This is a genomic window from Skermania piniformis (assembly GCF_019285775.1).
In the GTDB taxonomy this organism is placed as follows: Bacteria; Actinomycetota; Actinomycetes; order Mycobacteriales; family Mycobacteriaceae; genus Skermania; species Skermania pinensis.
In genome coordinates this window covers 2,296,691-2,321,358 of the sequence record NZ_CP079105.1, presented here as the reverse complement: position 1 = coordinate 2,321,358, position 24,668 = coordinate 2,296,691, and the positions used below count along the sequence as shown (strand labels likewise).

27 protein-coding genes, 1 pseudogene and 1 riboswitch are annotated in these 24,668 nt (G+C 68.6%); of the genes and pseudogenes, 17 read left to right on the top strand and 11 right to left on the bottom strand.

The genetic code is table 11. The features are described 5' to 3' along the window. Positions 1-181 precede the first annotated feature (181 nt). A complete protein-coding gene (locus tag KV203_RS10785) occupies positions 182-355 on the top strand; it encodes a DUF2510 domain-containing protein (protein WP_083530289.1) in 174 nt (57 codons plus the stop codon). Further along, on the top strand, positions 340-897 hold the full coding sequence (locus KV203_RS10780; protein WP_246600117.1) for a DUF4352 domain-containing protein: 558 nt from the start codon (positions 340-342) through the stop codon (positions 895-897). The genes KV203_RS10785 and KV203_RS10780 overlap by 16 nt, the downstream gene beginning before the upstream one ends. A 218-nt stretch (positions 898-1,115) precedes the next feature. Here the strand turns inward: KV203_RS10780 and KV203_RS20075 are convergent. Continuing rightward, a pseudogene (locus tag KV203_RS20075) lies at positions 1,116-1,706 on the bottom strand (SDR family NAD(P)-dependent oxidoreductase); the annotation flags it as partial. Positions 1,707-2,136: 430 nt separating this feature from the next. Here KV203_RS20075 and KV203_RS10770 point away from each other — a divergent pair. Next, the gene (locus KV203_RS10770; protein WP_066473831.1) at positions 2,137-2,514 is read left to right on the top strand and encodes a hypothetical protein; all 378 of its coding nucleotides are present in this window, start codon (positions 2,137-2,139) and stop codon (positions 2,512-2,514) included. Between the two features lie 17 nt (positions 2,515-2,531). On the opposite strand, the gene KV203_RS10765 is transcribed toward KV203_RS10770, so the two are convergent. Next, positions 2,532-2,873, bottom strand: coding sequence for a hypothetical protein (locus KV203_RS10765; RefSeq protein WP_157079931.1), 342 nt, complete (start codon positions 2,871-2,873; stop codon positions 2,532-2,534). A 111-nt stretch (positions 2,874-2,984) separates the two neighbouring features. Then, positions 2,985-3,290, bottom strand: a complete 306-nt coding sequence (locus KV203_RS10760; protein ID WP_157079932.1) for a helix-turn-helix domain-containing protein — start codon at positions 3,288-3,290, stop codon at positions 2,985-2,987. Between the two features lie 433 nt (positions 3,291-3,723). On the opposite strand from KV203_RS10760, the gene KV203_RS10755 reads away from it, so the two are divergent. From KV203_RS10755 to KV203_RS10735, 5 genes are read left to right on the top strand one after another with little or no spacing between them, the layout of a single operon-like run. Next, complete coding sequence (locus tag KV203_RS10755; protein WP_066473840.1) at positions 3,724-5,193, top strand: aldehyde dehydrogenase; 1,470 nt, start codon at positions 3,724-3,726, stop codon at positions 5,191-5,193. A 31-nt stretch (positions 5,194-5,224) separates the two neighbouring features. Continuing rightward, entirely contained in the window at positions 5,225-5,857 is a 633-nt protein-coding gene (locus KV203_RS10750) for an SDR family oxidoreductase (RefSeq protein ID WP_066473842.1), read from the top strand. Between the two features lie 59 nt (positions 5,858-5,916). Next, entirely contained in the window at positions 5,917-6,750 is an 834-nt protein-coding gene (locus KV203_RS10745; RefSeq protein WP_066473895.1) for an NAD(P)-dependent oxidoreductase, read from the top strand. Continuing rightward, positions 6,747-7,142 (top strand): carboxymuconolactone decarboxylase family protein, encoded by a 396-nt coding sequence (locus tag KV203_RS10740; RefSeq protein WP_066473844.1) that lies wholly within the window; start codon positions 6,747-6,749, stop codon positions 7,140-7,142. The genes KV203_RS10745 and KV203_RS10740 overlap by 4 nt, the downstream gene beginning before the upstream one ends. Then, on the top strand, positions 7,139-8,611 hold the full coding sequence (locus tag KV203_RS10735; protein WP_066473847.1) for an FAD-dependent oxidoreductase: 1,473 nt from the start codon (positions 7,139-7,141) through the stop codon (positions 8,609-8,611). The genes KV203_RS10740 and KV203_RS10735 overlap by 4 nt, the downstream gene beginning before the upstream one ends. Here the strand turns inward: KV203_RS10735 and KV203_RS10730 are convergent. Genes KV203_RS10730 through KV203_RS10715 form a run of 4 tightly spaced genes read right to left on the bottom strand, consistent with a single transcriptional unit; the run spans position 8,569 to position 11,655 of the window. Further along, entirely contained in the window at positions 8,569-9,573 is a 1,005-nt protein-coding gene (locus KV203_RS10730; RefSeq protein WP_246600115.1) for a 5-oxoprolinase subunit C family protein, read from the bottom strand. The genes KV203_RS10735 and KV203_RS10730 overlap by 43 nt on opposite strands. Continuing rightward, complete coding sequence (locus KV203_RS10725; RefSeq protein ID WP_373279254.1) at positions 9,570-10,202, bottom strand: 5-oxoprolinase subunit B family protein; 633 nt, start codon at positions 10,200-10,202, stop codon at positions 9,570-9,572. The genes KV203_RS10730 and KV203_RS10725 overlap by 4 nt, the downstream gene beginning before the upstream one ends. Then, positions 10,199-10,963 (bottom strand): LamB/YcsF family protein, encoded by a 765-nt coding sequence (locus KV203_RS10720; protein ID WP_066473850.1) that lies wholly within the window; start codon positions 10,961-10,963, stop codon positions 10,199-10,201. Before KV203_RS10720 ends, KV203_RS10725 begins: the two co-directional genes overlap by 4 nt. Then, entirely contained in the window at positions 10,960-11,655 is a 696-nt protein-coding gene (locus KV203_RS10715; protein WP_066473852.1) for a GNAT family N-acetyltransferase, read from the bottom strand. Before KV203_RS10715 ends, KV203_RS10720 begins: the two co-directional genes overlap by 4 nt. A 67-nt stretch (positions 11,656-11,722) precedes the next feature. Here KV203_RS10715 and KV203_RS10710 point away from each other — a divergent pair, with 67 nt between their 5' ends. After that, positions 11,723-12,883, top strand: a complete 1,161-nt coding sequence (locus tag KV203_RS10710) for a L,D-transpeptidase (protein WP_066473897.1) — start codon at positions 11,723-11,725, stop codon at positions 12,881-12,883. 35 nt (positions 12,884-12,918) lie between these two features. On the opposite strand, the gene KV203_RS10705 is transcribed toward KV203_RS10710, so the two are convergent. Together KV203_RS10705 and KV203_RS10700 are read right to left on the bottom strand one after the other, a co-directional pair. Then, positions 12,919-13,896, bottom strand: coding sequence for a zinc-binding dehydrogenase (locus KV203_RS10705; RefSeq protein ID WP_066473854.1), 978 nt, complete (start codon positions 13,894-13,896; stop codon positions 12,919-12,921). Positions 13,897-13,942: 46 nt separating this feature from the next. After that, positions 13,943-14,815 carry a nuclease-related domain-containing protein gene (locus tag KV203_RS10700; protein WP_169797546.1) on the bottom strand — a complete coding sequence of 291 codons (873 nt, stop codon included), beginning with the start codon at positions 14,813-14,815 and terminating at the stop codon, positions 13,943-13,945. A gap of 115 nt (positions 14,816-14,930) precedes the next feature. Between KV203_RS10700 and KV203_RS10695 the strand changes: the two genes are divergently transcribed. The 8 genes from KV203_RS10695 (at position 14,931) to KV203_RS10660 (ending at position 22,449) form a co-directional block, all read left to right on the top strand. After that, positions 14,931-15,518, top strand: coding sequence for a CDP-alcohol phosphatidyltransferase family protein (locus KV203_RS10695; protein WP_066473858.1), 588 nt, complete (start codon positions 14,931-14,933; stop codon positions 15,516-15,518). Between the two features lie 48 nt (positions 15,519-15,566). Continuing rightward, complete coding sequence (gene gcvH / locus KV203_RS10690; protein ID WP_066473861.1) at positions 15,567-15,965, top strand: glycine cleavage system protein GcvH; 399 nt, start codon at positions 15,567-15,569, stop codon at positions 15,963-15,965. Positions 15,966-16,101: 136 nt separating this feature from the next. After that, entirely contained in the window at positions 16,102-16,590 is a 489-nt protein-coding gene (garA, locus tag KV203_RS10685; RefSeq protein ID WP_066473863.1) for a glycogen accumulation regulator GarA, read from the top strand. Beyond that, on the top strand, positions 16,590-17,363 hold the full coding sequence (ftsR, locus tag KV203_RS10680) for a transcriptional regulator FtsR (RefSeq protein WP_066473865.1): 774 nt from the start codon (positions 16,590-16,592) through the stop codon (positions 17,361-17,363). Before garA ends, ftsR begins: the two co-directional genes overlap by 1 nt. Positions 17,364-17,497: 134 nt before the next feature. After that, a complete protein-coding gene (locus KV203_RS10675; RefSeq protein WP_066473898.1) occupies positions 17,498-17,968 on the top strand; it encodes a bifunctional nuclease family protein in 471 nt (156 codons plus the stop codon). Between the two features lie 126 nt (positions 17,969-18,094). Next, entirely contained in the window at positions 18,095-18,661 is a 567-nt protein-coding gene (locus KV203_RS10670; protein WP_066473867.1) for a MerR family transcriptional regulator, read from the top strand. 14 nt (positions 18,662-18,675) lie between these two features. Beyond that, positions 18,676-18,776, top strand: a riboswitch (glycine riboswitch). Positions 18,777-18,902: 126 nt separating this feature from the next. Beyond that, positions 18,903-21,707, top strand: a complete 2,805-nt coding sequence (gcvP, locus tag KV203_RS10665) for an aminomethyl-transferring glycine dehydrogenase (RefSeq protein ID WP_066473870.1) — start codon at positions 18,903-18,905, stop codon at positions 21,705-21,707. A 55-nt stretch (positions 21,708-21,762) separates the two neighbouring features. After that, positions 21,763-22,449: a TerD family protein gene (locus tag KV203_RS10660; RefSeq protein WP_066473873.1), complete on the top strand. Its 687-nt coding sequence runs from the start codon at positions 21,763-21,765 to the stop codon at positions 22,447-22,449. Between the two features lie 30 nt (positions 22,450-22,479). On the opposite strand, the gene KV203_RS10655 is transcribed toward KV203_RS10660, so the two are convergent. Both KV203_RS10655 and KV203_RS10650 read right to left on the bottom strand, forming a co-directional pair. Then, positions 22,480-22,929 carry an SRPBCC family protein gene (locus KV203_RS10655; protein WP_066473875.1) on the bottom strand — a complete coding sequence of 150 codons (450 nt, stop codon included), beginning with the start codon at positions 22,927-22,929 and terminating at the stop codon, positions 22,480-22,482. Positions 22,930-22,971: 42 nt separating this feature from the next. Then, on the bottom strand, positions 22,972-24,660 hold the full coding sequence (locus KV203_RS10650; RefSeq protein ID WP_066473878.1) for a VWA domain-containing protein: 1,689 nt from the start codon (positions 24,658-24,660) through the stop codon (positions 22,972-22,974). Between the last annotated feature and the right edge of the window lie 8 nt (positions 24,661-24,668).

Sequence of the window (24,668 nt, the reverse complement as noted above, 5' to 3'; positions counted from 1 at the left end):
GATGCCCGCGCGCCGTGCAGCGTGGAGACACATAGCTGGACATGTGTCTGGACAGTATCACTGGTGCGGGGATGGGGCAACGCGGTGCTCGTCGTAGAACAGATGTCGTGCGGTCGCCGTGGGTGGGGCTCGACGGTGGGTGATACGGTCCCGAGCAGGTTTGCGGGCCTCTCTGCGAGAGATGCGAATATGGAGGACCAACAGAATGAGTGCAGCGGGCTGGTATCCCGATCCAGCAGACCCGCGACGGCAGCGCTACTTCGACGGCAGGGTGTGGACCCAGCACTATGCCCCCTCGCTGCGCCGGTTCCGGTCGCTGGCCGGCCACAGAAACAGGGCATGTCCGGTGGAATGAAGATTGGGTTAGGACTCGGAGCGACGATCCTCGGATTGATCGCTTTGGGATCCGTTGTCGACGGTGCGGATAACACCGATGCCAAGTCCAATTCGACTCTCGCGGCGGAGACCGTGTCCAGCAAGGGGGAGTCTTCCACGGCGGCGGCGGTGAAGCCGGCGGCCGAGACGGTTGCTCCCGCAGGGACCACCGTCCGCGACGGCAAGTTCGAGTTCCAGGTTCTCGGCGTGGATCGATCGGCCACGAAAGAGGGCTTGTTCAACCCGGATGAGGCTAAAGGCGAGTTCTTCGTCGTCCGTTTGCGGGTGACGAATATCGGTGACGACGCCCGAACCTTCCACGCCTCCAACCAACATCTGATTGTCAGCGGCAATAAATACGACGCGACCACCTCTATCAGCGATGAGAATTGGCTGGAGGACATCAACCCCGGTCTAGGTATCGAGGCGACCGTGACGTTCGACATCCCGCCAGGTGCGGTACCGGAAGCGATCGAGTGCCACGACTCGGCGTTCTCGGGGGGAGCGTTGCTCGCGTTGTAACCCTCGCGGGCGTGGTGGTGACGATGGACGCCCGCCACGCCCGGACCGACACCGCCGCCCTGATCGCCGCCGGTGGCGGCGACTACGTGTTCACCGTCAAGGCGACATGCCGACGCTGCATGCGGAGTTGAAAAACACTGCCCTGGAAAGATTTTCCCGCCACCGTTGACCCCCAGGATCTGGCCAGTCACGAAATTGGCCGCCGGCGAGGCGAGGTAGGTGACCATCCCGACGATGTCGTCGACTTGCCCGACGCGCCCGAATAGCGACTCACCAGCCCGCCGGGCCAGGTCGTTCTCAGTGAGTTCGACGTCGAAAAACTCTGTGCCGGAGACAAATCCCGGAACCACGACGTTCGAGGTACCGCCGATTGCCGCCATCCGCGGTACTACCCCATGGTTCCATCCATGCAGCGCCGCCTTGACCGCGCCGTACGAGTCGTTACCACGCCACGCGGCAATCGAACCGATCGTGATAAGCCGGGCGCCCGGCGCGAAGTGCGGGAATGCCGCCTCGGTGAGCAGCACCACGGTCAGCACGTTGGTCTCGAAGTCGTCGGTCCACCGCTGGCGGATGGTTCCCAGGTCGCGGCCTTTGCGGCACGACCTGCCACCGGCACAGTTGACGAGCACCTCGATCTTGTCGAAGGACTCCGCGGCGGCCGCGCCGTCCTCGGCGTTCGAAAGGTCGCAAGCTACGTGACGTCCGCCGGTGGAACTGGCAACCTCGGCGAGTTTGTCGGCGCGCCTGCCGAGGATCAGAACGCTGTCGCCGGCAGCAGCAAACGCTTCGGCAATGGCGCGTCCCATTCCGGAACCCCCGCCGCTGACAACGACGCTTCTGGAGTTCGTCACGAAACCTGTTCTCCATTCTCCTGCACGCCGATCTACGCACTCCGCGATATGCGAGGTGTACAGGCCCTCGGCACGCTGGAGATCGTCGTGCGGATCGAGCGAAGGCAGGGCGGCGAGTGGGCAATTGTTTCCGGCCCCGATGCGACTCCGTATCCCGCGCCCGAGGCGAACGAGCGACATACCGGGCAGTCCAGTTCAGGTGTGAACGCGGGGAGTGCCGAACGGCGGCAAGCGGCAGCGGCGTATACGGCGGACGTCCCTCCGGATCGATGGCCTGGCAGTACTCGGGTACCGTCGCCAATCCCTGTAACTGACAAGGAGTGACGAGAGGATGAGGGAACAGGGAGGCTGGGACGCGTTCGTTGTAGCACTGTGCGACCTGGCGGTGAAGTACAACGCCGATACCTTTGTCCACGAGTCTCTGGTGCTGTTGACGGCACGCGCGCTTCCGCCAGGTGACCAGTCGGGCAGGATCGCCGTCACCCGGTTCGACGACGAGGCCGCCCGCATCGAAACCGGCTGGTGTTTCACCATTGTCACCGACTACGTCGCCGAGGGCGCCAGTCGGCCGGTCCCCGCACTGAGGCTTGTGGAGGCGCTCTGTCGCGGTGATGCCGAAGAACATTCGCTGATCGATGCCGACGGGCGTTGGGTCGGAGTTCTGCTCAACGCCTGGGGAGACGGTGGTAGCTGGAGGTCAGGTGACTACGATCGGCCGGAGAAGCGGGCGACGCGACGATTCCCGAGCTGGATCGTCCGATAGACGACAGGGGAGGCGGCTCAAGCTCCGGTAGGGAGGCTGGCGATCGCGCGGCGGACGTCGGCGAGCGAGACGCGGCGGTCGTTGTCGATCTCGGCAAGTCCTTCGGCGACCCAGCCGCGGATCAGGGTGGTCATGTCGATACCGCGCTCCTCGGCGATCGCCTGTGCTCGGCGCCGTTGTCCTACCGTCAACCGAATGGTCGTCGGCACCAGTAGGTCATCGGGATCGGCGGGCAGTCTGTCGGCGCTGGGTAGGACTTCGTCCGCGTCAACGGCTTCGCCATAGACGACCTGTCCGGCCCGAAACGCGGCGGCCATTTCCTCGGCGGCCGCCTGATCGTGGAATTCGTTGTCGCTCACCGGTTGTCCCATTCCTCGAACGCCGCAATCTGGTAGTCGAAACCTACCGAGCGATCGCAGCAAACGCGAACGTGCGCTCCGGGCCTCCCATGTGGGATACAGCCTCTGGGATCAGCCGGTTGGCCGCAGATTCGACAGCGCGCGAAAAGCGTCGCTGAGCGAGATCATGCGGTCGGGCTGTTCGGCGGCCAGGCCCTGCTCGATGTATTGACGGATCAGCATCGACGGCGTGATCCCGTATGCCGCGGAGACGTCCCGAACCCGGCGACGCATCTCGGGGCTCCACTTCAGCGAGGTCGCCACCATGCTCTGCTCGAGCTCCGTCGCGGTCGGTGGCAGAGCCGGCGGGTCATCGTCCGTGTAAGTGAGCGAATCGACGTAGGCCTGCGGGTCCTCGCCGAGGTCCGGATTGGTCATCGGTTCGCCTCCCATGCGGTGAACTCTTTCAGCTGGCGTGGTCCCATCGGTACGGCCAGGACAATCTGCCAGATGTCAGCTGCTCCTGGTTGGTGCAGCCGACGCAATAGCACGACTAGTGGTCGCCCCTCTCCGGTGCGTCCCCATACGCTCAGCCCGGGCGCCCCTTCCGGAGTGCGGACCGGCCGGGGCCATCGTCGCTCCGAGTACACGACGTCGATTACTTCCCATGTCTCGACTCCAGCCTTCTGCAGCTGAGCTCTTGCGCCTGGCCACCATTCGTACATGCCGAGGATACTACTGAGGTAGTACGACACGCCAGGGCGTGCTGCGGGCTGACCACAATCCCGCCTCCGTGCCAAGTGCTTGCGCCGCCCCAGCCTGGCGAACTATGGTCTGTACACCTGTCCAGACAGGTATTCGGAGCGTGCGGATGAACGGCCTGATCCCCGACGGCGGAACGGCGCTGCTGATCGACGGGAAGTTGGTGCCCGGGTCGGCCGGGGTGTTCCCGACGATCGATCCGGCGACCGAGGAAACCCTCGGGCAGGCGGCCAACGCCTCGCCGGCCGATATGGATGCCGCGATCGCCGCCGCCCGGCGGGCGTTCGATGAGACCGGGTGGTCCCGCGACCCGGCCTTGCGCGCCCGCTGCATCCGCCAGCTGCGCGACGCGATGCAAGCCCACGTCGAAGAACTCCGTGAGATCACCATCGCCGAGGTCGGCGCGCCGCGGATGCTGACCAGCGGGCCGCAGTTGGAAGGCCCGGTCGGCGATCTGACCTTCGCTGCCGATTTGGCCGAGAGCTACACCTGGTCCACCGATCTCGGCACCGCCACCCAGATGGGGATCACCAGCCGTCGAGAACTTCGCCGCGAAGCGGTGGGTGTGGTCGGGGCGATCACGCCGTGGAACTTTCCGCACCAGATCAACCTGGCCAAGCTCGGGCCCGCGCTGGCCGCCGGCAACACCGTTGTGCTCAAACCCGCCCCGGACACCCCGTGGTGCGCCGCCACGCTCGGCCCGCTGATCACCGAGCACACCGACATCCCGGCCGGGGTGCTCAACTTCGTCACCTCCGACGACCACTCGCTCGGCGCCCAACTGGTCGGCGACCCGCGGGTCGACATGATCACCTTTACCGGCTCCACCGCGACCGGGCGGTCGGTGATGGCCGGCGGGGCGCCGACGATCAAGCGGACCTTCCTGGAACTCGGCGGAAAATCCGCCGCCGTCGTGCTCGACGACGCCGACCTCGGCGCCGCGGTCAGCTTCACCGCGTTCTCCGTCGTCGTGCACGCCGGGCAGGGTTGCGCGCTGACCACCCGCCTGCTTGTGCCGCGGGCACGGTACGACGACGCCGTTGCCGCCGCCCGCGCGACCCTGGGCGCCCTACCGCCCGGTGACCCGAACAACCCCGGAACGATCTGCGGTCCACTGATTTCGGCGCGGCAGCGGGACCGGGTGGAGGGCTACCTCGCCGGCGCCCGGGCGGACGGCGCCGACATCCTGATCGGTGGGGGCCGCCCGACCGATCGGGAGCGTGGCTTCTTCGTCGAACCGACGCTGATCGGCGGCGTCGCCAACACCGCCACGATCGCCCAGGAAGAAATCTTCGGGCCGGTGCTGGTGATCATCCCGCACGACGGGGACGCCGACGCGATCCGGCTGGCCAACGAATCGCCGTACGGGCTGTCCGGCGCGGTTTGGGGCACCGACCCCGACCGGATCGAGCGGGTGGTCGCGGGAGTGCGCACCGGCACGCTCGGCGTGAACGGCGGGCTGTGGTACCACGCCGACGCGCCGTTCGGCGGCTACAAACAGTCCGGCATCGGCCGCGAGATGGGCGTCGCCGGCTTCGAGGAGTACCTGGAGACCAAATTGGTCGCCTACCCGGCCTGATTCGACCAGACACAGCAGGAGCAGACATCAAATGAGCAGATTCACCGATCGGGTCGCGATCGTGACCGGGGCCGCGCAGGGCATCGGCGAGGCCTACGCGAAAGCGCTTGCCGCCGAAGGAGCTACCGTGGTGGTCGCCGCCACCGTCGCCGAATTCGGCACGATCAACCACCTGGTGAACAACGCCGCGATCTACGGCGAGATGAAGCTGGACCTGCTGCTCACCGTCCCCTGGGACTACTACAAGAAATTCATGGGGGTGAACCTGGACGGCGCACTGAACCTGACCCGCGCGGTGTGGCAGCCGATGGTCGCGGCCGGCGGCGGCTCGATCGTGAACCAATCCTCCACCGCGGCATGGCTGTACTCCGGCTTCTACGGCCTGGCCAAGGTCGGGATCAACGGCCTCACCCAGCAATTGGCCACCGAGCTGGGCGGCTCGAACATCCGGATCAACGCGATCGCCCCCGGCCCGATCGACACCGAGGCCACCCAGACCGTCACCCCCGGCAGCATCGTCAAGGACATGGTCAAGCGGATCCCGATCAAGCGGATGGGCACCCCGGACGACCTGGTCGGCGCCTGCCTCTACCTGCTCTCCGACGACGCCGCCTGGGTGACCGGGCAGATCCTCGCGGTCGACGGCGGACAGATCATCCGGTGAGCGAGAACGGGGCGACCGAGCGAGCGGTCGATCGGGTCGGTTTCATCGGCCTGGGCAACATGGGTAAGCCGATGGCGCGCGGCCTGACCTCCTGGCGCGGCGGACTCACCGTGTGCGACATCCGGCCCGGCGCGACCGACAAGTTCGTCGAGCACGGTGCCCGCGCCGCGGCCGACCCGGCCGAGCTGGCCGCCGAGACCGCTGTGATCTGCGTGACCGTGCTGGACGACGCCCAGGTCACCGACGTGGTCACCGGCCCGCGCGGCATCCTCGCCACCGCTACCCCGGGAACGGTGATCGCGGTGCACTCCACGATCGGCGACCGGACCGCCGAACGGCTGGCCGCGGTCTGCGCCGAACGCGGCGTCGAGTTCGTCGATGCCCCGGTCAGCGGCGGCGCCGGTGCGGCCAAGCAGGGCACACTCGCGGTGATGGCCGGCGGCACCCCGGCCGCGATCGAGCGGATCCGGGAACCGTTCGGCTGCTTCGCCGACCTGATCGTGCACGCCGGCCCGGTCGGCGCCGGCACCCGGATGAAGCTGGCGCGCAATCTGTTGCACTTCGTCGCGTTCACCGCGGCGACCGAGGCGCAGCGGCTGGCCGAGGCGTCCGGGCTCGACATCACCGAGCTGGGCACGGTGGTCCGGCATTCCGATGCGATAACCGGCGGCCCCGGCTCGATCATGTTGCGCGACACCACCGCTCCGATCCCGCCGGACGATCCGTGGTATTCGGTCCTGGGCCATGTGCGAGACCTGGGGGAGAAGGATCTGACGTTGGCGACCGAGCTGGGCGCGCGGCTGGACGTACCGCTGCCGCTGGCCGAACTCGCGTTGACCCGGTTCGCCGATGGGCTGGGTGTGCCCACCGGTATCGAGAGGCAGGAAGCATGAGCGACAACGAGACCGGAACCGAAACTGCCGAAGAGCGCCGGCAGCGCGGGCTGGCGAAGATGAGCGAGGTCTACGGCTGGGACTTCGCCGACGGGCCGGGCGCGTTCTTCGCCGCCACGGCCGACCACCTGTTCGCCGACATCTGGTCCCGGCCGGGCCTGACCGTGCGGGACCGGCGACTGCTGCTGATCGGCGCGCTCACTGCCCAGGGACTGTTCGATGTAGCCGAAATCCAGATCGGTTCGGCGTTGCGCAACGAGGAACTGACCGAGGACCAGCTGCGCGAGATCGCCTTGTTCCTCACCCACTACGTCGGCTGGGCGTCCGGGGCGAAGCTGGACAGCATGGTCGGCAGCGTCATCGCCGCCGAGCGGAAGAACAAGCGAGCATGAACGACGCGAGCGCGGTCGCGCCGCAGCCGGCCGCCGAGATCACCGAATGGGCCGGCGAGGCGGACGTCGTCGTCATCGGCTACGGCATCGCCGGGGTGTGCGCGGCGATCGAAGCCGCTCGGGCCGGGGCCGATGTGCTGGTGCTGGAACGCACCGGCGGGTGGGGCGGTGCGGCAGCGCTGGCCGGCGGCTTCATCTACCTGGGCGGCGGCACCGACACCCAGCGCGCGCTCGGCTTCGACGACACCGTGGAGAATATGGCGGCGTTCCTGATCGCCGCGATCGGGCCGACTGCGGACCAGGCCAAGATCGCCGACTACTGCCAGGGCAGCACCGAGCATCATCGCTGGCTGGTCGAGGCGGGGGTGGTGTTCAAGGACGCCTTCTGGGGCGAGCCCGGGTGGGAACCGCCGCACGACGAAGGTCTGATGTATTCCGGCGGGGAGAACGCCGCGCCGTTCAACGCGCTGGTGCCGCCGGCGCCGCGCGGGCACGTCCCGCAGATGGCGAACAAGCGCACCGGCGAGCAGGGCGGCGGCTACATGCTGATGAAGCCGCTGGTCGAGACCGCCGAAAAGCTGGGTGTGCGAGCCGAATACGACACCCGGTTGCAGCGGTTGATCACCGACGGCACCGGTCGGGTGGTCGGCGTCGCGGCTCGCCGCTACGGCGCCGAGGTAACCTACCGGGCCCGACGCGGGGTGGTGCTCGGGACGGGTAGCTTCGCCTACAACCAGGACATGGTGGCGCAGTACGCACCGCAGCTGGTCGGCCGTCCGGCGGCGGCGATCGAGGAGCACGACGGCATCGGCATCCGGGTCGGCCAGGGCGTCGGCGGGCAGCTGGACGCGATGGCCGCCAGCGAAGTCGCCTTCTTCGGCGACCCGCAGCTGCTGGCCCGGGGCATCCTGGTCAACGGTGCCGGGCAGCGCTACATCGCCGAGGACACCTACCCGGGCCGGATCGGTCAGGCCACCCTGCTGGAGCAGGACAACCAGGCGTTTCTGATCATCGACGACGACGGGCACGAGGCCGCGGCGAAGACGGAGACCTCCACCCCGTTCTTCCGGCAGCAGCCCACCTGGGTCGCCGAGACCGTCGCCGAACTGGAGTCGGCGATGGGGCTGGCCGAGGGTGCATTGCAGCGCACGGTCGCCGAATACAACGAGAACGCCGCGGCCGGGGTCGACCCGGTGCAGGGCAAGAAGCCGGAATGGCTGACCCCGATCGGCTCGCCGCTCGCCGGCTACGACATGCGCGGCTTCACCGCCGGATTCCCGTTGGGCGGGTTACGTACCGACCTGGACGGCCGGGTCCTCGACGCGGCGGGCACACCGATCCCCGGGCTGTACGCCGCGGGCCGGTGCACCGCCGGCATCTGCACCGGTGGCTACGCCAGCGGGGCGTCGCTGGGTGACGGCAGCTTCTACGGCCGCCGAGCCGGGGTCGCCGCGGCCGCCGACGAATAGGCGAACGCGGCGAGGATCGCGGTGACGTCGTCGTCGGTCGCGCCGCCGCCGAACCGGAGTGGCCCGACCGGCCGGGTCCGGCCACCGGGCGGCTCGAACCGCAGCTGCTGGCCGGGCCGCAGCTGGGCGAGCACCGGAATGTCGGCGGACAACACGACCGCGATCACCGGGTAGCCGCCGGTGATCGGGTGATCGGCCAGGAACACGACCGGTTCACCACTGGGCGGAATTTGAATGGCGCCCAACGGAATTCCCTCGGCAGGCAGCTCGCGCCGAGCGCGGTGCCGCAGCGGTGGCGCGTCGCCGGGGCGATCCAGCCGGATCCCCACCCGGTCCAGCCGGTCGCTGACCAGCCAATGCCCGGCGAACAGGTCGGTCGGCCGGGCGAACCAGTCGTCCCGTGGGCCCGGCAACGCGCGTACCGCGACCGGGTCGCCGCTGATCGGCAGCGGTGGCGGTACCGGTCGCGGCGTCGTGGCGGGCAGCGGCCCGACCGGTAGCTCGTCGCCGGCGACCAGCGGTTCCGGGCCGAGGCCGGCCAGCGTGTCGCGGCTGCGGGAGCCGAGCACCGGCGGCACCGCCACCCCGCCGCGTACCCCGAGGTATACCCGTAGGCCTGCGGTCGCGACGCCGAGCCGCAGCTGTGCCCCGGCCGGCACCGGCACGGCGACGCCGGGACGGACCGGTTCGTCGTCGATGGTGATCGGTGCGGGCGCGCCGGTGATCGCGACCACCACCGGGGCCGGCACCGACAGCTCCAGCCCGCCCAGCAGACATTCGATCCCGGCCGCCGAATCCGGATTGCCGACCAGCCGGTTGGCCCGCAGCAGCGACAGCGAATCGGCCGCGCCGGACACGCCGACGCCGGTAGCGAACCAGCCGGGCCGGCCGAGATCCTGCACGGTTGCCTGCGGTCCGGGCGCGAGCACGCGCAGTGTGGTTCGGCCGGCGGGGGCGGTCACCGTTCGACCGCCGCGAACCGGACCCGGTGGCCCGGAGTGAGCAACGCCGGCCGGGGCCGGGTCAGGTCCCACATCGCCAGGTCCGTGTGGCCGATCAGTTGCCAGCCGCCGGGGGAGCGCCGCGGATAGACCGCGCTGTAGCCGTCGGCGAGGGCGACCGCGCCCGCCGGTACCGCGGTGCGGGACTGCGCCCGGCGCGGGACGGTGAGCTCGGCGTCCGGCGCGGTGAGATAGCCGAAGCCGGCGGTGAACCCGACGAACCGGCAGCGCCAGATCGTGCCGGTGTGCCGGGCGATCACCGTCGTCGGGTCGACGCCGAGCAGGTTCGCGACAACGGCCAGGTCGGCGCCGTCGTAGCGCACCGGCACGATCAAGACGTCGGCGTCGGTGCTGGTCGGTGCCGATTCGGTGGCGGTGAGTTGCAACGTATGCAGGGCGGATGTCACGGCGACAGGGTCGGCGTCGGGGGTGAGGGTGATCAGGACGGTCGCCGCGGCCGGCAGTAGGTACCCCACGCCGGGTAGGTCGGTGGCGTGGAGCGCATCCACCAGCGCGTCGAGCGCCGCCGGCTCGTTCGGCTCGACCAGCAGCGCCCGATCCCCGGCCGGTCGGATCGTCAGCCCGCTCACGCGAACGCCCGCAACTCCAGTCCACGGTCGAGGACCGCCGTCCGAATCTCCCGGGCCAGCTCGACCGCGCCGGGGGAGTCGCCGTGTACACACACCGACCGGGCCGGCACCGCGACGTCGCTGCCGTCCACCGCCCGGACCAGGCCCGTGGTGGCGATCCGCAGCACCCGTTCGGCGACTTCGGCCGGATCGGTGATCAGCGCCCCCGGCCGGCCGCGGGGCACCAGAGTGCCGGCCGGGGTGTAGCCGCGATCGGCGAACGCCTCCGCCACCGTGGTCAGCCCGGCGTCGGCGGCCAGCCGCAGCCACGCCGATCCGGGCAGGCCGAGCACGGCGAGCCCGGGATCGTAGGCGCGCACCGCGGCCACCACAGCCGCGGCTTGTGTCTCGTCGCTGCCGACCCGGTGATACAACGCCCCGTGCGGTTTGACGTAGCGGACCTGGGTACCGGCCACCCGAGCGAACCCGGCCAACGCGGCGATCTGGTAGACGACCTCGTTCGCCAACGTGTCCGCCGGTACGTCGATCGCTCGGCGGCCGAACCCGGCCAGATCCCGATAGCTCACCTGCGCGCCGATCGTCACGCCTCGTTCGGCGGCCGTCGTGCAGACCCGACGTAACGTATCCGGGTCGCCGGCGTGGAAACCGCAGGCGACGTTCGCGCTGGTCACGATCTGCAGCAAGGCGTCGTCGTCGCCGAGCCGCCAGATCCCGAAACCCTCGCCGAGATCGCTGTTCAGGTCGATCGTCGGACCGCTCACGACCCGACCCGGATCGTGCCCAGCGACCGGCGTTGCGCACCGTCGGTGGTGAAGTTTCTCTCGTCCAGCCAGGTCTCCAGCGCCGCCCGAACCGCCGGCCACTCGGCGTCGGTGATCGAGAACCAGGTGGTGTCGCGGTTGCGGCCCTTGACGATCATCGCGTTGCGCCAGGTGCCCTCCTCGACGAACCCGAGTCGAGCTGCGGCGGCGCGAGATGGCTGGTTGAGGGCGTCGCATTTCCACTCGTAGCGGCGGTAGCCGAGTTCGAACGCGTGCCGCATCAGTAGGTACTGCGTCTCGGTTGCGCCGCGGGTGCGCTGAAACCACGGCGCGTAGCAGATCCAGCCGACCTCGATCGACCCGATGGCCGGCTGAATCCGCAGGTAGGCGACCTGTCCGGCGAACTGCCCGGTCGCCCGGTCGAGGATGGCGTAGCCGACGGCGTCGGCGGTGCCGGTCAGCATGTCGATCCCCGCCGCGGCTGCCGCGGGATCGCCCGGTGCCGGCGTCGGCAGGTAGGTCCACAGCCGCGGGTAGGGGCTGAGCGTGCCGGTGATATCGGTGGCGAACCCCGTCGTCAGAAGGCGTAATTCGACCCATCGACCGTGGTGTGTCGTGGCCGGTGTGCCGGCCGGGCCGGACCAGGCCACCGGGACGCCGACCGGCTGGCCGTACTCGTTACACGAGACCATGGGCGCGACGCTACCGCCGCTTGCGCCGGCCGAGCGGGCCGGTCGCCATCGCCTACCATGGCCGACGATGCGATTACGCTTGTTTCTGCTCAGTACCGTCGGCATGCTCGTCCTGATCACAGGTTGCTCGGGGTCCGACGCCCCCGACGCACCGCTGGCGGCGCCGCCGCCGGAACCGGTCACGATCACGGTGCCGGCAACCGCACAGCCGATCAATCCGACCGAGCCGATCGTGGTGCAGGTATCCGGCGGCACGTTGGACAAGGTGGCGGTCACCGACCCGGCCGGCAAGCCGCTGACCGGTGGGTTCGCCCCGGACTCGAAAACCTGGACCTCGAACCAGCCGCTCGCGTTCGACACCGAGTACACCGTCACCGCGCAGGCGGTGGATCTCGCCTTGCGGGTCACCGACCAAACCTTCACCGTCGACACGATCAACCCGACCCTCGCCTACGCCAACGTGGTGCCCGCGCCGAACTTCGTCGCCGACGTCGGGATCGGCGTAGGTCAGCCGATGGTGTTCGAGTTCACCAAGCCGGTGGTGAACAAGGCCGAGGTGCAGAAGCATCTGGTGATCACCAGCGACCCGCCGCAGCCCGGCGCGTGGTACTGGACCGACGACATGAACGTGCACTACCGGGGCCCGGAGTACTGGAAGCCGGGAACCAAGCTGCACATCGAGGCGAACGTGTTCGGGCTCGACCTGGGCAACGGAGTGTTCGGCGCGGAGAACAACGCCGCCGACTACACCGTGCACGACTCGTGGATCGCGAAGGCGGACGGAGCCACCAAGGTGCTGACCGTGTTCCACAACGGTGCGCAGGTGAACTCGATGCCGATGAGCCTGGGTTCGCCCGGCAACCCGTCGCACGAGGGGCCGCACGTCATCTCGGAGCGCGCGCACAGCGTGATCATGGATTCGTGCACCTACGGCGTGTGCAAGGGCGACCCCAACTACTACCGCGAGGAAGTGTTTCTCAACCTGCGGATCTCCTACGACGGCGAGTTCGTCCACTCCGCGCCGTGGTCGGTGGGTGAGCAAGGCAATGCGAACGTCTCGCACGGCTGTGTGAACCTGGCGCCGGACAACGCCCAGTGGATGTTCGACCACTTCGGCATCGGTGACGTGGTGGAGATCAGCAACTCCGGCGGCCCCCGGCTACCGGTCTGGGACCGCTACGGCGACTGGGAAGTGCCCTGGGAGCAATGGCAGGCCGGTAACGCCTGATCGGCCTGGTCGACTCAGCCGAACCCCTGATCGGCTCAGCCGATGGCGGTGGTGACCACGATCTTGCCGAACACGGCACCGTCCAGCATCCGGGCGAAGCCTTCGTTCGCGCGGGCCAGCGGCACGGTGGAGTCGATCACCGGCTCGATGCCTTCGGCCGCCATCAATGCCGTCAGCCGCGCCAGCTCGGCCCGGGTGCCCATGGTCGAGCCGACGATCCGCAGCTGCTTGAAGAACACCTTGGTCAGCTCGGCTTTCGCCGGTGCGTCGCCGGAGGTTGCGCCGCTGATTACGACGGTTCCGCCGGGCTGCAGCGAGTTGATCGAATGCGACCAGGTCGCCGCCCCCACCGTCTCCATCACCGCGTCGACCCGCGCGGGCAGCCGCTCGCCGGCCTCGAACACGGCGTCCGCGCCGAGCGCCAGCGCGCGAGCGCGTTTCTGCTCGTCCCGGCCGGTCACCCACATCCGGTATCCGGCTGCGGCGCCCAGCTGGATCAGCGCCGTTGCGACCCCGCCACCGGCTCCCTGGACCAGCACCGTCGCGCCGGGGGTGACGCCCGCATTGACGAAGAGCATCCGGTAGGCGGTCAGCCATGCCGTGGACAGGCACGCCGCTGCCGACCACGACAACTCGGCCGGCTTCGGCACCAGGTTCGCGGTCGGCACCGCCACGTACTCGGCGAGCGTGCCCGGATGGAGCTCCGACAGCAACGAGCGCCGCGGGTCCAACGTTTCGTCGCCGCGCCAGCCGGGCGAAGACACCACCGAGTGGACGATCACCTCGTTCCCGTCGGCATCGGTACCGGCCGCATCACAGCCCAGGATCATCGGCAACCGGTCGGCCGGCAGGCCGACCCCACGCAACGACCACAGGTCGTGGTGGTTGAGCCCGGCGGAGTGCACCCGCACGATCGACCATCCGTCGCGCGCTTCCGGTTCGGGTCGGTCACCGATCTCCAGCCCGGACAGCGGGTCGTCGGCGGACAAGCGGGCGGCGTAGGCGGCGAGCATGCCTGGCAGCGTAGTCGACCGCCGCAGAGCGGTTCGGCAGCCCGTTTCACCAGGTAGCGACGCTGATCAGGAACCAGAGCGTCCATAGCACGGCGATGATCATCCCGGCGAGCAGCAGGATTCGCAGCACGGCCTGATCCAGTTTGCTGCCCGGAGCGTCCCGCGGATACAGCCGCCAGGGGCTGTACGCCATGAGCGGCGACTCCCGCCGGTAGATCGGCTCGCCGGCAGCGTCGTAGCCCGGCTCGAGATACGGCTCCTCGCCGGCGGTGCCGGGCTGGAATGCCGGCCGGGTGAAGGTCACCGGCCCGGCGAAATCCTGCTCTGCCAGCTCCTGCTCGGTGGGCAGCATCGAGTCCAGGTGCAGCTCGTGGAACGCGCGGGCCACGTCGTCGGCCGACCACTGCACCGGCTCGTCGGTGAGATCGGTGAAGTATCGCCGCACCCGGTACTCGTGGTCGCCGAGCACCACATCGACATCGGTGGGCAGCCGCGTCTCGGACAGCAGCAGTTGCGCTCCGTCCGCCGGCACCACGAACACCAGTCCGGCCACGCGTTTGTCGCCGGTTGCGGGGGTGAACGCCGCGTGGACGGACGCGATGTCGTCCCGCATGGCGTGCAGCGGGTTACGCCGGGCCGAGGTGAACGCCGCCGGCTGCCCGTCGACCAGCCAGGGGCCGTTCGGTGTGGGGGTCAGCTCGCCGTGCTGCCGGTCGGCGAACCCCTTCACCTCGACCACCACACAGGCCTGCGGCGTCCAGACCAACGCATCGACCTGGTGCAGTTTGTCCGCGCCCGGCACGTTGCAGTTCACCACCGCGACCCCAGGGGGATCGGATTCGCCGTTCCAGCTGCGTAGCCAGTCGACCAGCTGTCGCTCCTCGTTGGACATGCTGGCGTTCTGGATTCTTACGAGCATTCGGCTGCCCCCTGGTCCACATCCGGCGCCGGCGGCGGGCATGACCGCGCCACACCGGCCTCTTTCGTAACTGTAGGTGCTGGTGGTGCCGGGCGCGATGGGGTAAGGACGGTGTGTGCAATCCGACCGGGTCCTCACCGTGCCGAACCTGCTCAGCCTGCTGCGGCTGCTCGGAGTGCCGGTCTTCGTCTATCTCATGCTGGTAGTGCACGCGGACGGGTGGGCGTTCCTGCTGCTCGTCGTGTCCGGTGCGACCGATTGGCTGGACGGCAAGCTCGCCCGGTGGCTGGACCAGATGTCCCGGTTGGGCGCGCTGCTCGACCCGTTGGTGGATCGGCTCTATCTGGTAACCGCTCTGATCACGTTCGCGATCCGGGGAATCGTCCCGTGGTGGGTCGCCGTGGCGTTGATCGCCCGGGACGCGATCTTGGCACTGACCCTGCGGGTGTATCGCCGGCGCGGCCTGCCGCCGCCGGAGGTGATCTATCTGGGCAAAGCAGCGACATTCGCGCTGATGGCGGCGTTGCCCTGGCTGTTGGCCGGGCAGACCGAGTGGGCGATCGCGGGTTTCGCTCGGGCTTTCGGGGGAGCCTTCCTGATCTGGGGTACCGGGCTCTACCTGTGGACCGGAATGCTGTACGTAGCCAAAGCTTTCCGGGTTGCCCGTACGGTTGCCGGGCAGGAACCGATACGGTCAGAATAATTACCGAGCGATCTAGGGTACTGGATATCGAAGAGGAAGGACCGTCAGGTGAGTGAGCTGCCGGAGGACTTGCGGTACACCCAAGATCACGAGTGGGCGCGAGAGATCGGACCCCAGCGCATCCGGGTCGGGCTGACCGATTACGCCCAACAGCAGTTGGGCGAGGTGGTCTTCGTCCACCAGAAGGACGAGGGGACCGAGGTCGCTGCCGGCGATGTCCTCGGTGAGGTGGAGTCGGTCAAGGTCGCCAGTGATATCTATGCTCCGGTGGCCGGCCGGATCGTAGCGGTGAACTCGGAGCTGGCCGACGATCCGGAGCTGGTCAACACCGATCCCTACGACGAGGGCTGGCTGATGGACCTGGAACTGACCGGTTCGGAGTCTGCCACGGCGGTGCTGGCCGGCTTGCTGGACGCGCAGGCATACGCCACCCTGATCGCCGGCTGATCGGTCCGTCGGTGGACCACCTGCACACGGCGGGCTCGGCAGGGTACGGTCGTGGCGAAAGATGGCATGGGCCCGGGGTGTGGTCCGAGACGACTGATGTAGCCGCACGGAACAATCGGACTCAGGAGGAGAAACGGTGAGTCAGAACGACAGGAATTCGGGTTACGAGGAGACTCCCGCGGAGACCACATCGGTCTTTCGTGCCGACTTCCTGAACGAGGTGGATCCGACCCGCTCGGGCGGCGACGCACCTGCCGCCTCGATACCGGTCACCGGCATCGAAGGTCTGCCGTTCGGCTCGGCGCTGCTCGTGGTCAAGCGTGGTCCGAATGCAGGTTCGCGGTTCCTGCTCGATCAACCCATCACGACGGCGGGGCGGCATCCGGACAGCGACATCTTCCTCGACGATGTCACCGTGAGTCGGCGGCATGCGGAGTTCCGGCTCGAGGTCGACGAGTTCCAGGTGGTCGACGTGGGCAGCCTGAACGGCACCTACGTGAATCGGGAGCCGGTGGATTCCGCGGTGCTGGCCAACGGTGACGAGGTGCAGATCGGCAAGTTCCGGCTGGTCTTCCTCAGTGGACCGCGGTCTGCCGACGACGCTGCGGCGGGTTCCGGCAGCTGATGACCGCCGCCGGGCAGCGGGCTGGCGGAGGGATGTCGATCGGCGCCGTCCTCGACCTCTTACGACCTGATTTCCCGGATGTGACGATCTCCAAGATCCGATTTCTCGAATCCGAGGGGCTGATCCGGCCGGACCGTACCCCCGCGGGCTATCGTCGCTTTTCCGCCGCCGATTGTGAGCGGCTACGGTTCGTGCTCACCGCCCAGCGCGACCAGTACCTACCGCTGAAGGTGATCAAGGAGCAGCTCGACGCGATCGACCACGCTGCCGCGCGCGGCGTCCCGCCGGACGCCGGTCGGGGTCCCCGTCGGCTCGGCGTGGTCGGCGGCCCGGCGGGTGCGGTTTCCGGTGATCCCGGCCGGGCCACCACCGTGTCGCCGGAGGAATTTCGACCCGGCCCGCAGGTGCGGATCAGCCGGGCCGATCTGCTCCGTCAGTCCGGGATCGACGAGGGCTTCCTGACCGAACTTGTCCGGGCCGGCCTGATCGTCCCGGGTCGGGCCGGATTCTTCGACCAGGCCGCGGTGACCCTGGCGGTCACCGCGAAGGCGATGGCCGAGTTCGGGCTCGAGGTGCGGCATCTGCGGGCTTTCAAGCTCGCCGCCGACCGTGAGGCCGGCCTTGTCGCGCAGATCGCCGGACCGGTGGCAAAAGGGCGTGACGCGGGTGCCCGAGACCGCGCCGACGAACTGGTCCGAGAACTCGCCGCATTGTCGGTGACGCTGCATGCCTGCCTGGTCACGGCCGCCGTGCGGAGCGCACTCGACAGCTGACCGGCGGGTGCACTCGCACCTGCTGGGTCCGTTTTCGGTCACCGAACCGAGACGGTCTCGGTGATCGAGTAGACGCTTCCGCTGGTTCCCCTAGACTCGACATCGAGGGGCGCGGCGCTTGGAGGCAGATGGCGATGAGCGAGATGCGAGTGGTCGGGATCAGGATGGAGCAACCGAACAGTCCGGTGCTGCTACTGCGCGAAGCGACCGGCGAGCGGTATCTGCCGATCTGGATCGGTGAGGCCGAGGCGAATGCCATCATGTTGCAACAGCGTGGCGTCGAGTCGGCTCGGCCGCTCACCCACGACCTGATCAAGAACTTGATCACGGCGTTCGGGCGGCGGCTGTTGGAGGTCCGGATCGTGGACCTGCAGCAGGGCACGTTCTACGCCGATCTGGTCTTCGACAAGAGCCTGCGGATCTCGGCGCGACCGTCCGATTCGGTCGCGATCGCGCTACGGATCGGGGTGCCGATTTTCGTCGACGAGCGGATATTGCAAGAGGCCGGTGTGGTGATGCCGGACGAGCGCGAGGACGAGGTCGAAAAGTTCAAGGAATTTCTGGAATCGGTGTCGGCTGACGACTTCAAGGCCAACGACGGGTAACGGAACTGTTTCACCCTCGAGTTGAGGTGTAGGTGATGGGCGCGTCGGATTGCCCGCCGGGCCGGTGATGGCGTTGTATCGGGGAGTAGCCTCAGCAGGTACTGCAGGAGAGACAGGGAGCAGTCAGTGGGAGACCAACCGCTCGACACGAGTGTTCAGCCAGGGTTGTTTCCTGACGACACCGTGCCGGACGAGCTGGTCGGTTACCGGGTGCCCACGGCCTGTCAGATCGCCGGCATCACCTACCGACAGCTCGACTACTGGGCGCGCACCGAACTGGTCGCGCCGTCCATCCGGAGCGCTGCCGGTTCGGGTAGCCAGCGGCTGTACTCGTTCAAGGACATCCTGGTCCTGAAAATCGTCAAGCGGCTGCTCGACGCGGGGATCTCGTTGCAGAACATCCGGGTGGCCGTGGACCACCTACGCGACCGGGGCGTCCAGGATCTGGCGAAGATCACCCTGTTCTCCGACGGCACCACGGTGTACGAGTGCACATCGGCCGAAGAGGTCGTCGACCTGCTGCAGGGCGGCCAGGGAGTATTCGGGATCGCGGTCAACGGGGCGATGCGCGAGCTCACCGGAACGATTGCCCAGTTCCCGGCCGAGCGGGCCGATGGTGGCGCGACGGAGGAGCGGCCGGAAGACGAGCTGGCCTACCGCCGGAAGAACCGGGTCAGCCGCAAGACCGGTTAGACTGGTCGCGCGTCGCACCCCACACGGGAGAGTTCCGCGCCGACACCAGCGGCCGGACGCCGAAGGAGCAGCACCTCTCCGTCGATCTCTCAGGCACCAGGACCGTGCGGGTCATCCGGCGCCTCTGGAAAGTGGCGGACCCGAGTCCGTCCGCCCACGGGGAAAGGTCGAACGGGACCGAATCTCTCAGGCGCCGCGACAGAGGGAGAGGGCCAGCGCAAGCCTGCCCTCGGGAGACCTCGTGAACTCTACTTTCGCCGACCGGCACATCGGACCGGATGCCACCGACCTCGCCACGATCCTGCGCCTGATCGGGGTCGCAACTCTCGACGAACTCGCCGACCGGGTGGTTCCGGCTGCGATCGCCGACCGGTCCGGTCTGGAGGTCCTGCCCGAGCCGGTGAGCGAACACGCTGTGCTCGACGAGCTGCGCGCCCTGGCCGCCACGAACACCGTCGCGACCTCGATGATCGGGCTCGGCTACTACGACACCCTGACCCCGCCGGTGTTACTCCGCAACATTCTGGAGAACCCGGCCTGGTATACCGCGTACACCCCCTATCAGCCGGAGATTTCGCAGGGCCGGCTGGAGGCGCTGCTCAATTTCCAAACCATGGTGTGCGACTTGACCGGGATGGATACCGCGAACTCGTCGATGCTGGACGAGGCCACTGCGGCGGCCGAGGCGATGGGCCTGCTCCGTCGGGCCGGGCGCAGCCGGTCGAACCGGTTCCTCGTCGACGCCGATGTTTTCCCGCAGACCCTGGCGGTGTTGACCACCCGCGCCGAGGCGTTGGGTATCGATCTGGCCGTGACCGACCTCGCAGCGGGATTGCCCGACGGCGACTTCTTCGGCGTGCTCGCCCAGGTCCCCGGCGCATCCGGCCGGGTGACCGACTGGACTGCGCTGATCGACGCGGCGCACGAGCGCGGTGCGATGATCGCGGTCGGGCTCGATCTGCTTGCGGCGACCGTCATCACCCCGCCCGGCGAGTACGGCGCCGACGCCTGCTTCGGTACGACACAACGGTTCGGCGTGCCGATGGGTTTCGGCGGGCCACACGCCGGCTACCTGGCGGTGCAGCGTCGCCATGCCCGGCAGTTGCCCGGCCGGATCGTCGGGGTGTCGGTCGACGCGGACGGCGATCCCGCCTATCGACTGGCGTTGCAGACCCGGGAGCAGCACATCCGACGGGAGAAGGCCACCTCCAACATCTGTACTGCGCAGGTCTTGTTGGCGGTCGTCGCCGCCATGTATGCCGCCTACCACGGCGCCGACGGATTGACCGCGATCGCCCGGCGGGTGCACGGACATGCCGAGGCGATCGCGACCGCGCTGGGGGATGCGCTGGTGCACGATCGGTATTTCGACACCGTCCTGGCGCGGGTGCCCGGCCGGGCGGCCGAGGTGTTGGCCGCAGCGCGCGAGCGGGGGGTCAACCTGCGCCTGGTCGATGCCGACCACGTGGCGGTGGCGTGCGACGAGGCCACCACCGGCGCGCACGTGGCGGCGGTGCTCGCGGCATTCGGTGTCGTGCCGGCCGCCGAGCCGGTCTGCGCCGGAATCGTCAACCGCACGTCGGCGTTCCTCACCCACCCGGCCTTCACCCGATACCGCACCGAAACTGCGATGCTGCGGTACCTGCGGCGCCTCGCCGATCGCGACATCGCATTGGATCGCAGCATGATTCCGCTCGGTTCCTGCACGATGAAGCTGAACGCGACCGCGGAGATGGCGGCGATCACCTGGCCGGAGTTCGCCCGATTGCACCCCTATGCGCCGGCCGCGGACACCCCGGGGATGGCTCGGATCATCGCCGATCTGGAGCGTTGGCTTGCTGCGCTGACCGGCTACGACGCGGTCAGCCTGCAGCCCAACGCAGGTAGCCAGGGGGAGTACGCCGGCTTGCTTGCGATCCGTCGATTTCAGCAGGATCAAGGGCAGGAGCATCGCGACATCTGTCTGATCCCGTCCAGTGCGCACGGCACCAACGCGGCGTCGGCCGTCCTGGCCGGCTTCCGGGTCGAGGTGGTCGGCTGCCGCCGCAACGGCGACATCGACCTGGACGACCTGCGCGCGAAGATCGCCGATCATGCCGACCGGCTGGCCGCAATCATGATCACTTATCCGTCCACCCACGGGGTGTACGAACACGAGGTCGCCGAGCTGTGCGCGCTGGTGCACGACGCCGGCGGACAGGTGTACGTCGATGGGGCGAACCTGAATGCGCTGGTCGGATTGGCCCGGCCGGGTCGGTTCGGCGGCGACGTGAGCCACCTGAACCTGCACAAGACATTCTGCATTCCGCACGGCGGCGGTGGGCCGGGAGTCGGCCCGGTCGCGGTACGCAGCCATCTCGCGCCGTATCTGCCGGGCGATCCGTTGGAACAGAAGTCGCATGCGGTGGCAGCGGCCCGATACGGCTCGGCCTCGATCCTGCCGATCACCTGGGCGTACCTCCGGCTGATGGGCGCGGACGGGTTACGTCGGGCGACCGGCACCGCCATCGCCTCGGCGAACTACATTGCCCGCCGGCTCGACGACTATTTCCCGGTGTTGTACACGGGCGAGCACGCGATGGTCGCGCACGAGTGCATCCTGGACCTGCGCGAGATCACCAAGCGCACCGGTATCACGGTGGACGACGTGGCAAAACGGCTCGCCGACTACGGTTTCCACGCCCCGACGATGAGCTTCCCGGTGGCCGGCACGTTGATGGTGGAGCCCACCGAGAGCGAGGACCTGGCCGAGATCGACCAGTTCTGCGACGCGATGATCGCCATCCACGGCGAGATCGAGCGAGTTGCTGCGGGGGAGTGGCCGGTGGACGACAATCCGTTGCGCGGCGCTCCGCACACGGCCGAGTGTCTGACCCGTGAGTGGGCGCATCCCTACACCAGAGCCGAAGCCGCCTACCCGCAGGTCGAGAAGCAGCCCGGTACCGGCCGGGCGAAGGTATGGCCGGGAACCCGGCGGATCAACGGCGCGTACGGCGACCGGAATCTGGTCTGCTCGTGTCCGCCGGTCGAGGCGTTCGCCGACTGATCGCCGGTTTCGGATCGATGTCCGATTCGGCCGAATTGCGTGGAAGGATGGAACGGTGGCAATCGACTACAACAAGAAGAATCCATCCGGCGGATCGGCCGCGGCACCCGACGCAGCAGCAGCGGCCGGGCCGGTGTCGCTGTCCAAGGAGCGGCCGGCGATCAACCTGACCAAGTCCGGCGCGGTCGGCGGCACGATGCGGGTGAACCTCAACTGGAGCCAAGGTGCCGCGCAACCGGCGAAGAAAGGTTTCCTCAGCCGGCTGGCCGGGGCGAGCGGTGGCATCGACCTGGATCTCGGCTGTCTCTGGGAGCTGACCGACGGGCGCAAGGGCATCGTGCAAGCGCTCGGCAACTCGTTCGGCGCCTACGATCAGCCGCCGTACATCCAGCTCGACCAGGACGACCGGACCGGCGCGGTCACCGGCGGCGAGAACATGGCGATCAATATGGATCGGGTGGCGGAGTTCCGCCGCATCCTGGTCTTCGCCCTGATCTACGAGGGGGCGCGCAACTGGGCTGCGGTGGACGGCGTGGTGCGGCTCTTCCCGCAGCGGGGGCCGCAGGTCGAGGTGCGCTTGGATCACCCGGTGGACGGGGCGCCGATCTGCGCGATCGCGATGCTGGAGAACAAAGGCGGTGACCTGACCGTGCAGCGCGAGGTGCAGTACATCAACGGTGCGCAGGATGTGCTCGACCGTACCTACGGGTGGGGCCTGCAGTGGAAAGCCGGCCGCAAATAGGCGGACGGGCAGGGCAGCGGGTGCGGTTGCTCAGCGTGCTTCGGCGACTGCCTTCAGCGTCGTCAAGCCCTTCTCGAAGTCCTTGCCGATCAGCTTGTCCGGATTGATTATGAAGCCGAAGAGCCGGAAGAACAGGTTCTTCTTGCCGGTCATCCGCCAGGTGACCCGGGTGGCGGCGCCGTGTGGGACCAGCTCGAAGGTCACGGCGTTCGACGCTTTGAACGGCTTCAGAAACTCCAGGTCGAGGTCGATTCGCTCCGGTGTAGACCCGGTGATGCGCATCGACCCGGCGCCGGCTTTGCGGTTGCCTTTCCACGCATAGCCGGCGCCGACGCCCGCAGCGGGCCCGGTGTAGGTGCGCTCCTGATTCGGGTCGAGATCCTCCCAGGGGGACCACGCCCGCCAGGCGGCGAAGTTGTCGATGTGCGGGTGAATCGTCGCCGGTACCGTCGCGATCTCGATCGACCGCTCGATCGTCATGTCGTCTACCACGCCCGAAAGCCTAGAGTGTGTGCGGTCCGGTCAGCCGAGCAACATGGTCAGCGCGGTAGCCAGTTCGGGGCCGGCCGAGGAAGCGACCGGAACAATCTGGCCGCCGGTGCGGTCGGCGGCCGCACGTACCGGGTCGGCGACCGGAGCAGTGCCGAGCTGGAGCACGTCGATCCGAACCGGGCGGGCCGGGTCCATCATCGCGGTGATATCGGATATCGCCCGGGTAGCGGCTGCCGCGGACTCGTCGTCCGGACTGCCGTCGGTGATCAACAGCACCGAGTTCGCCCGGTTGGCCTGGTACACCGACATTGCGAAACGATAGGCCTCGACCAGGCTGCGGTAGGCGTCCGCAGTCGGGTCGCGGGTCGAGCGCAGCGCCGCGAGCGCGGTGTTCAACGCCGAACGGGCGTTCGTGGTCAGCGGTTGGGTTGCGGTCTGCTGCCGATACGGGGCGGCGCCGTCCACGCTGCGCCGGTAGGTCCACAGGCCGACCGATGACGACGGCGGTACCGTGTCCAGCTGAGACCGCAACGCCGCGACCACATTCGCCAATCGAGTTTGGTTGCCTTCGGTTTGCCCCATCGATGCCGACACATCGACCAGGAGGGTGGACGACACCCCCAGCGTCGGGCGCGCCAGGATGTCGGCGAGCCGGTCGTAGACCGCGCGTTCGGCTGCCGGTGCGGCGGTGCCGGTGGGCGTGACGAAACCCGCGTCGGTGAACAGCCGAGCTTGCTCGGGTGCGGTGAGGAACTCGACGAACTCGGCCGCGATCGCGTTCTGGGTCTCGTCGATCCACGGTCCGGTCAATCGGGCCGCCGGGTAGTCCGCGATCGGTCCCGGCCCGGGCGGTCGATAGCTCACCACGCCCGTACCGCGCAGCTGCAGTTCGGTGGTCGGCACCGCATGCACCGCGCCGGCAGCTGCGACGGCAGCGCCGCGCAGCGTGGTGATCCCGTCGGCTGCCGATGCCGCCGGCGGTGCGCCGACCGCCAGCGACGACACCGCGGTCACCGCCGGGCCGCGTTGCAGCGCGGCGGCGGTGACCGGTTGGGGGGCCAGCGCGGCCGTGGCCACCGCTTCGGCTACTGCCAGCGTTGCGTCGTCGGGGGGCACGGCAAGCCGGAGACCGCCCCAACCGACGAGGCCGATCCGATCCAGGTCACCCTGTTGCAGACCGGCCAGGTCGGCCCAACCGGCCTTCGCATTGTCGAGCGCCGCCCGTAACGGCTCGGCCACGGCAAACACGACGGGCGTCGTGGCGATCGGTTTCGGCTCGCCGTCGAGCAGTCCGGGAACGGTCGCCCGGCGCACCGAACGTGACGAGTCGGCGATCCACAGCGCGGGTCGTGGCCCGAGCGCAGCGGCATCCCACTGCGGGCCCGGCAACGCCGCCGCGATCGGGCCCGAAAGCCGGTCCGTGACCTCGACCTGCGCGCAATGATCCCGGACGACCGGGTGAGTGGCCCCGTAGCGTTGCGCCGCCGCGCGCACCGGACCGGCGATATCGGGGTCGGCGGTCACCGCCAGCGTGGTGTCCCCGGCTACACACTGGCGGGCCGCGGCGGCGGCGTCGTCGGCGATTCGATCCCGCAGGAACATCCAGCCGACCGCCAGTGCTGCCAGAACCCCCAGCGTTACCAGAACGAGCAACGGACCGCGCGCGATCGAGCGAGCGCCGCCGCCGCGGTGCTTGGCCGGACCTCGATGTCTCGCCATGCTGCGGG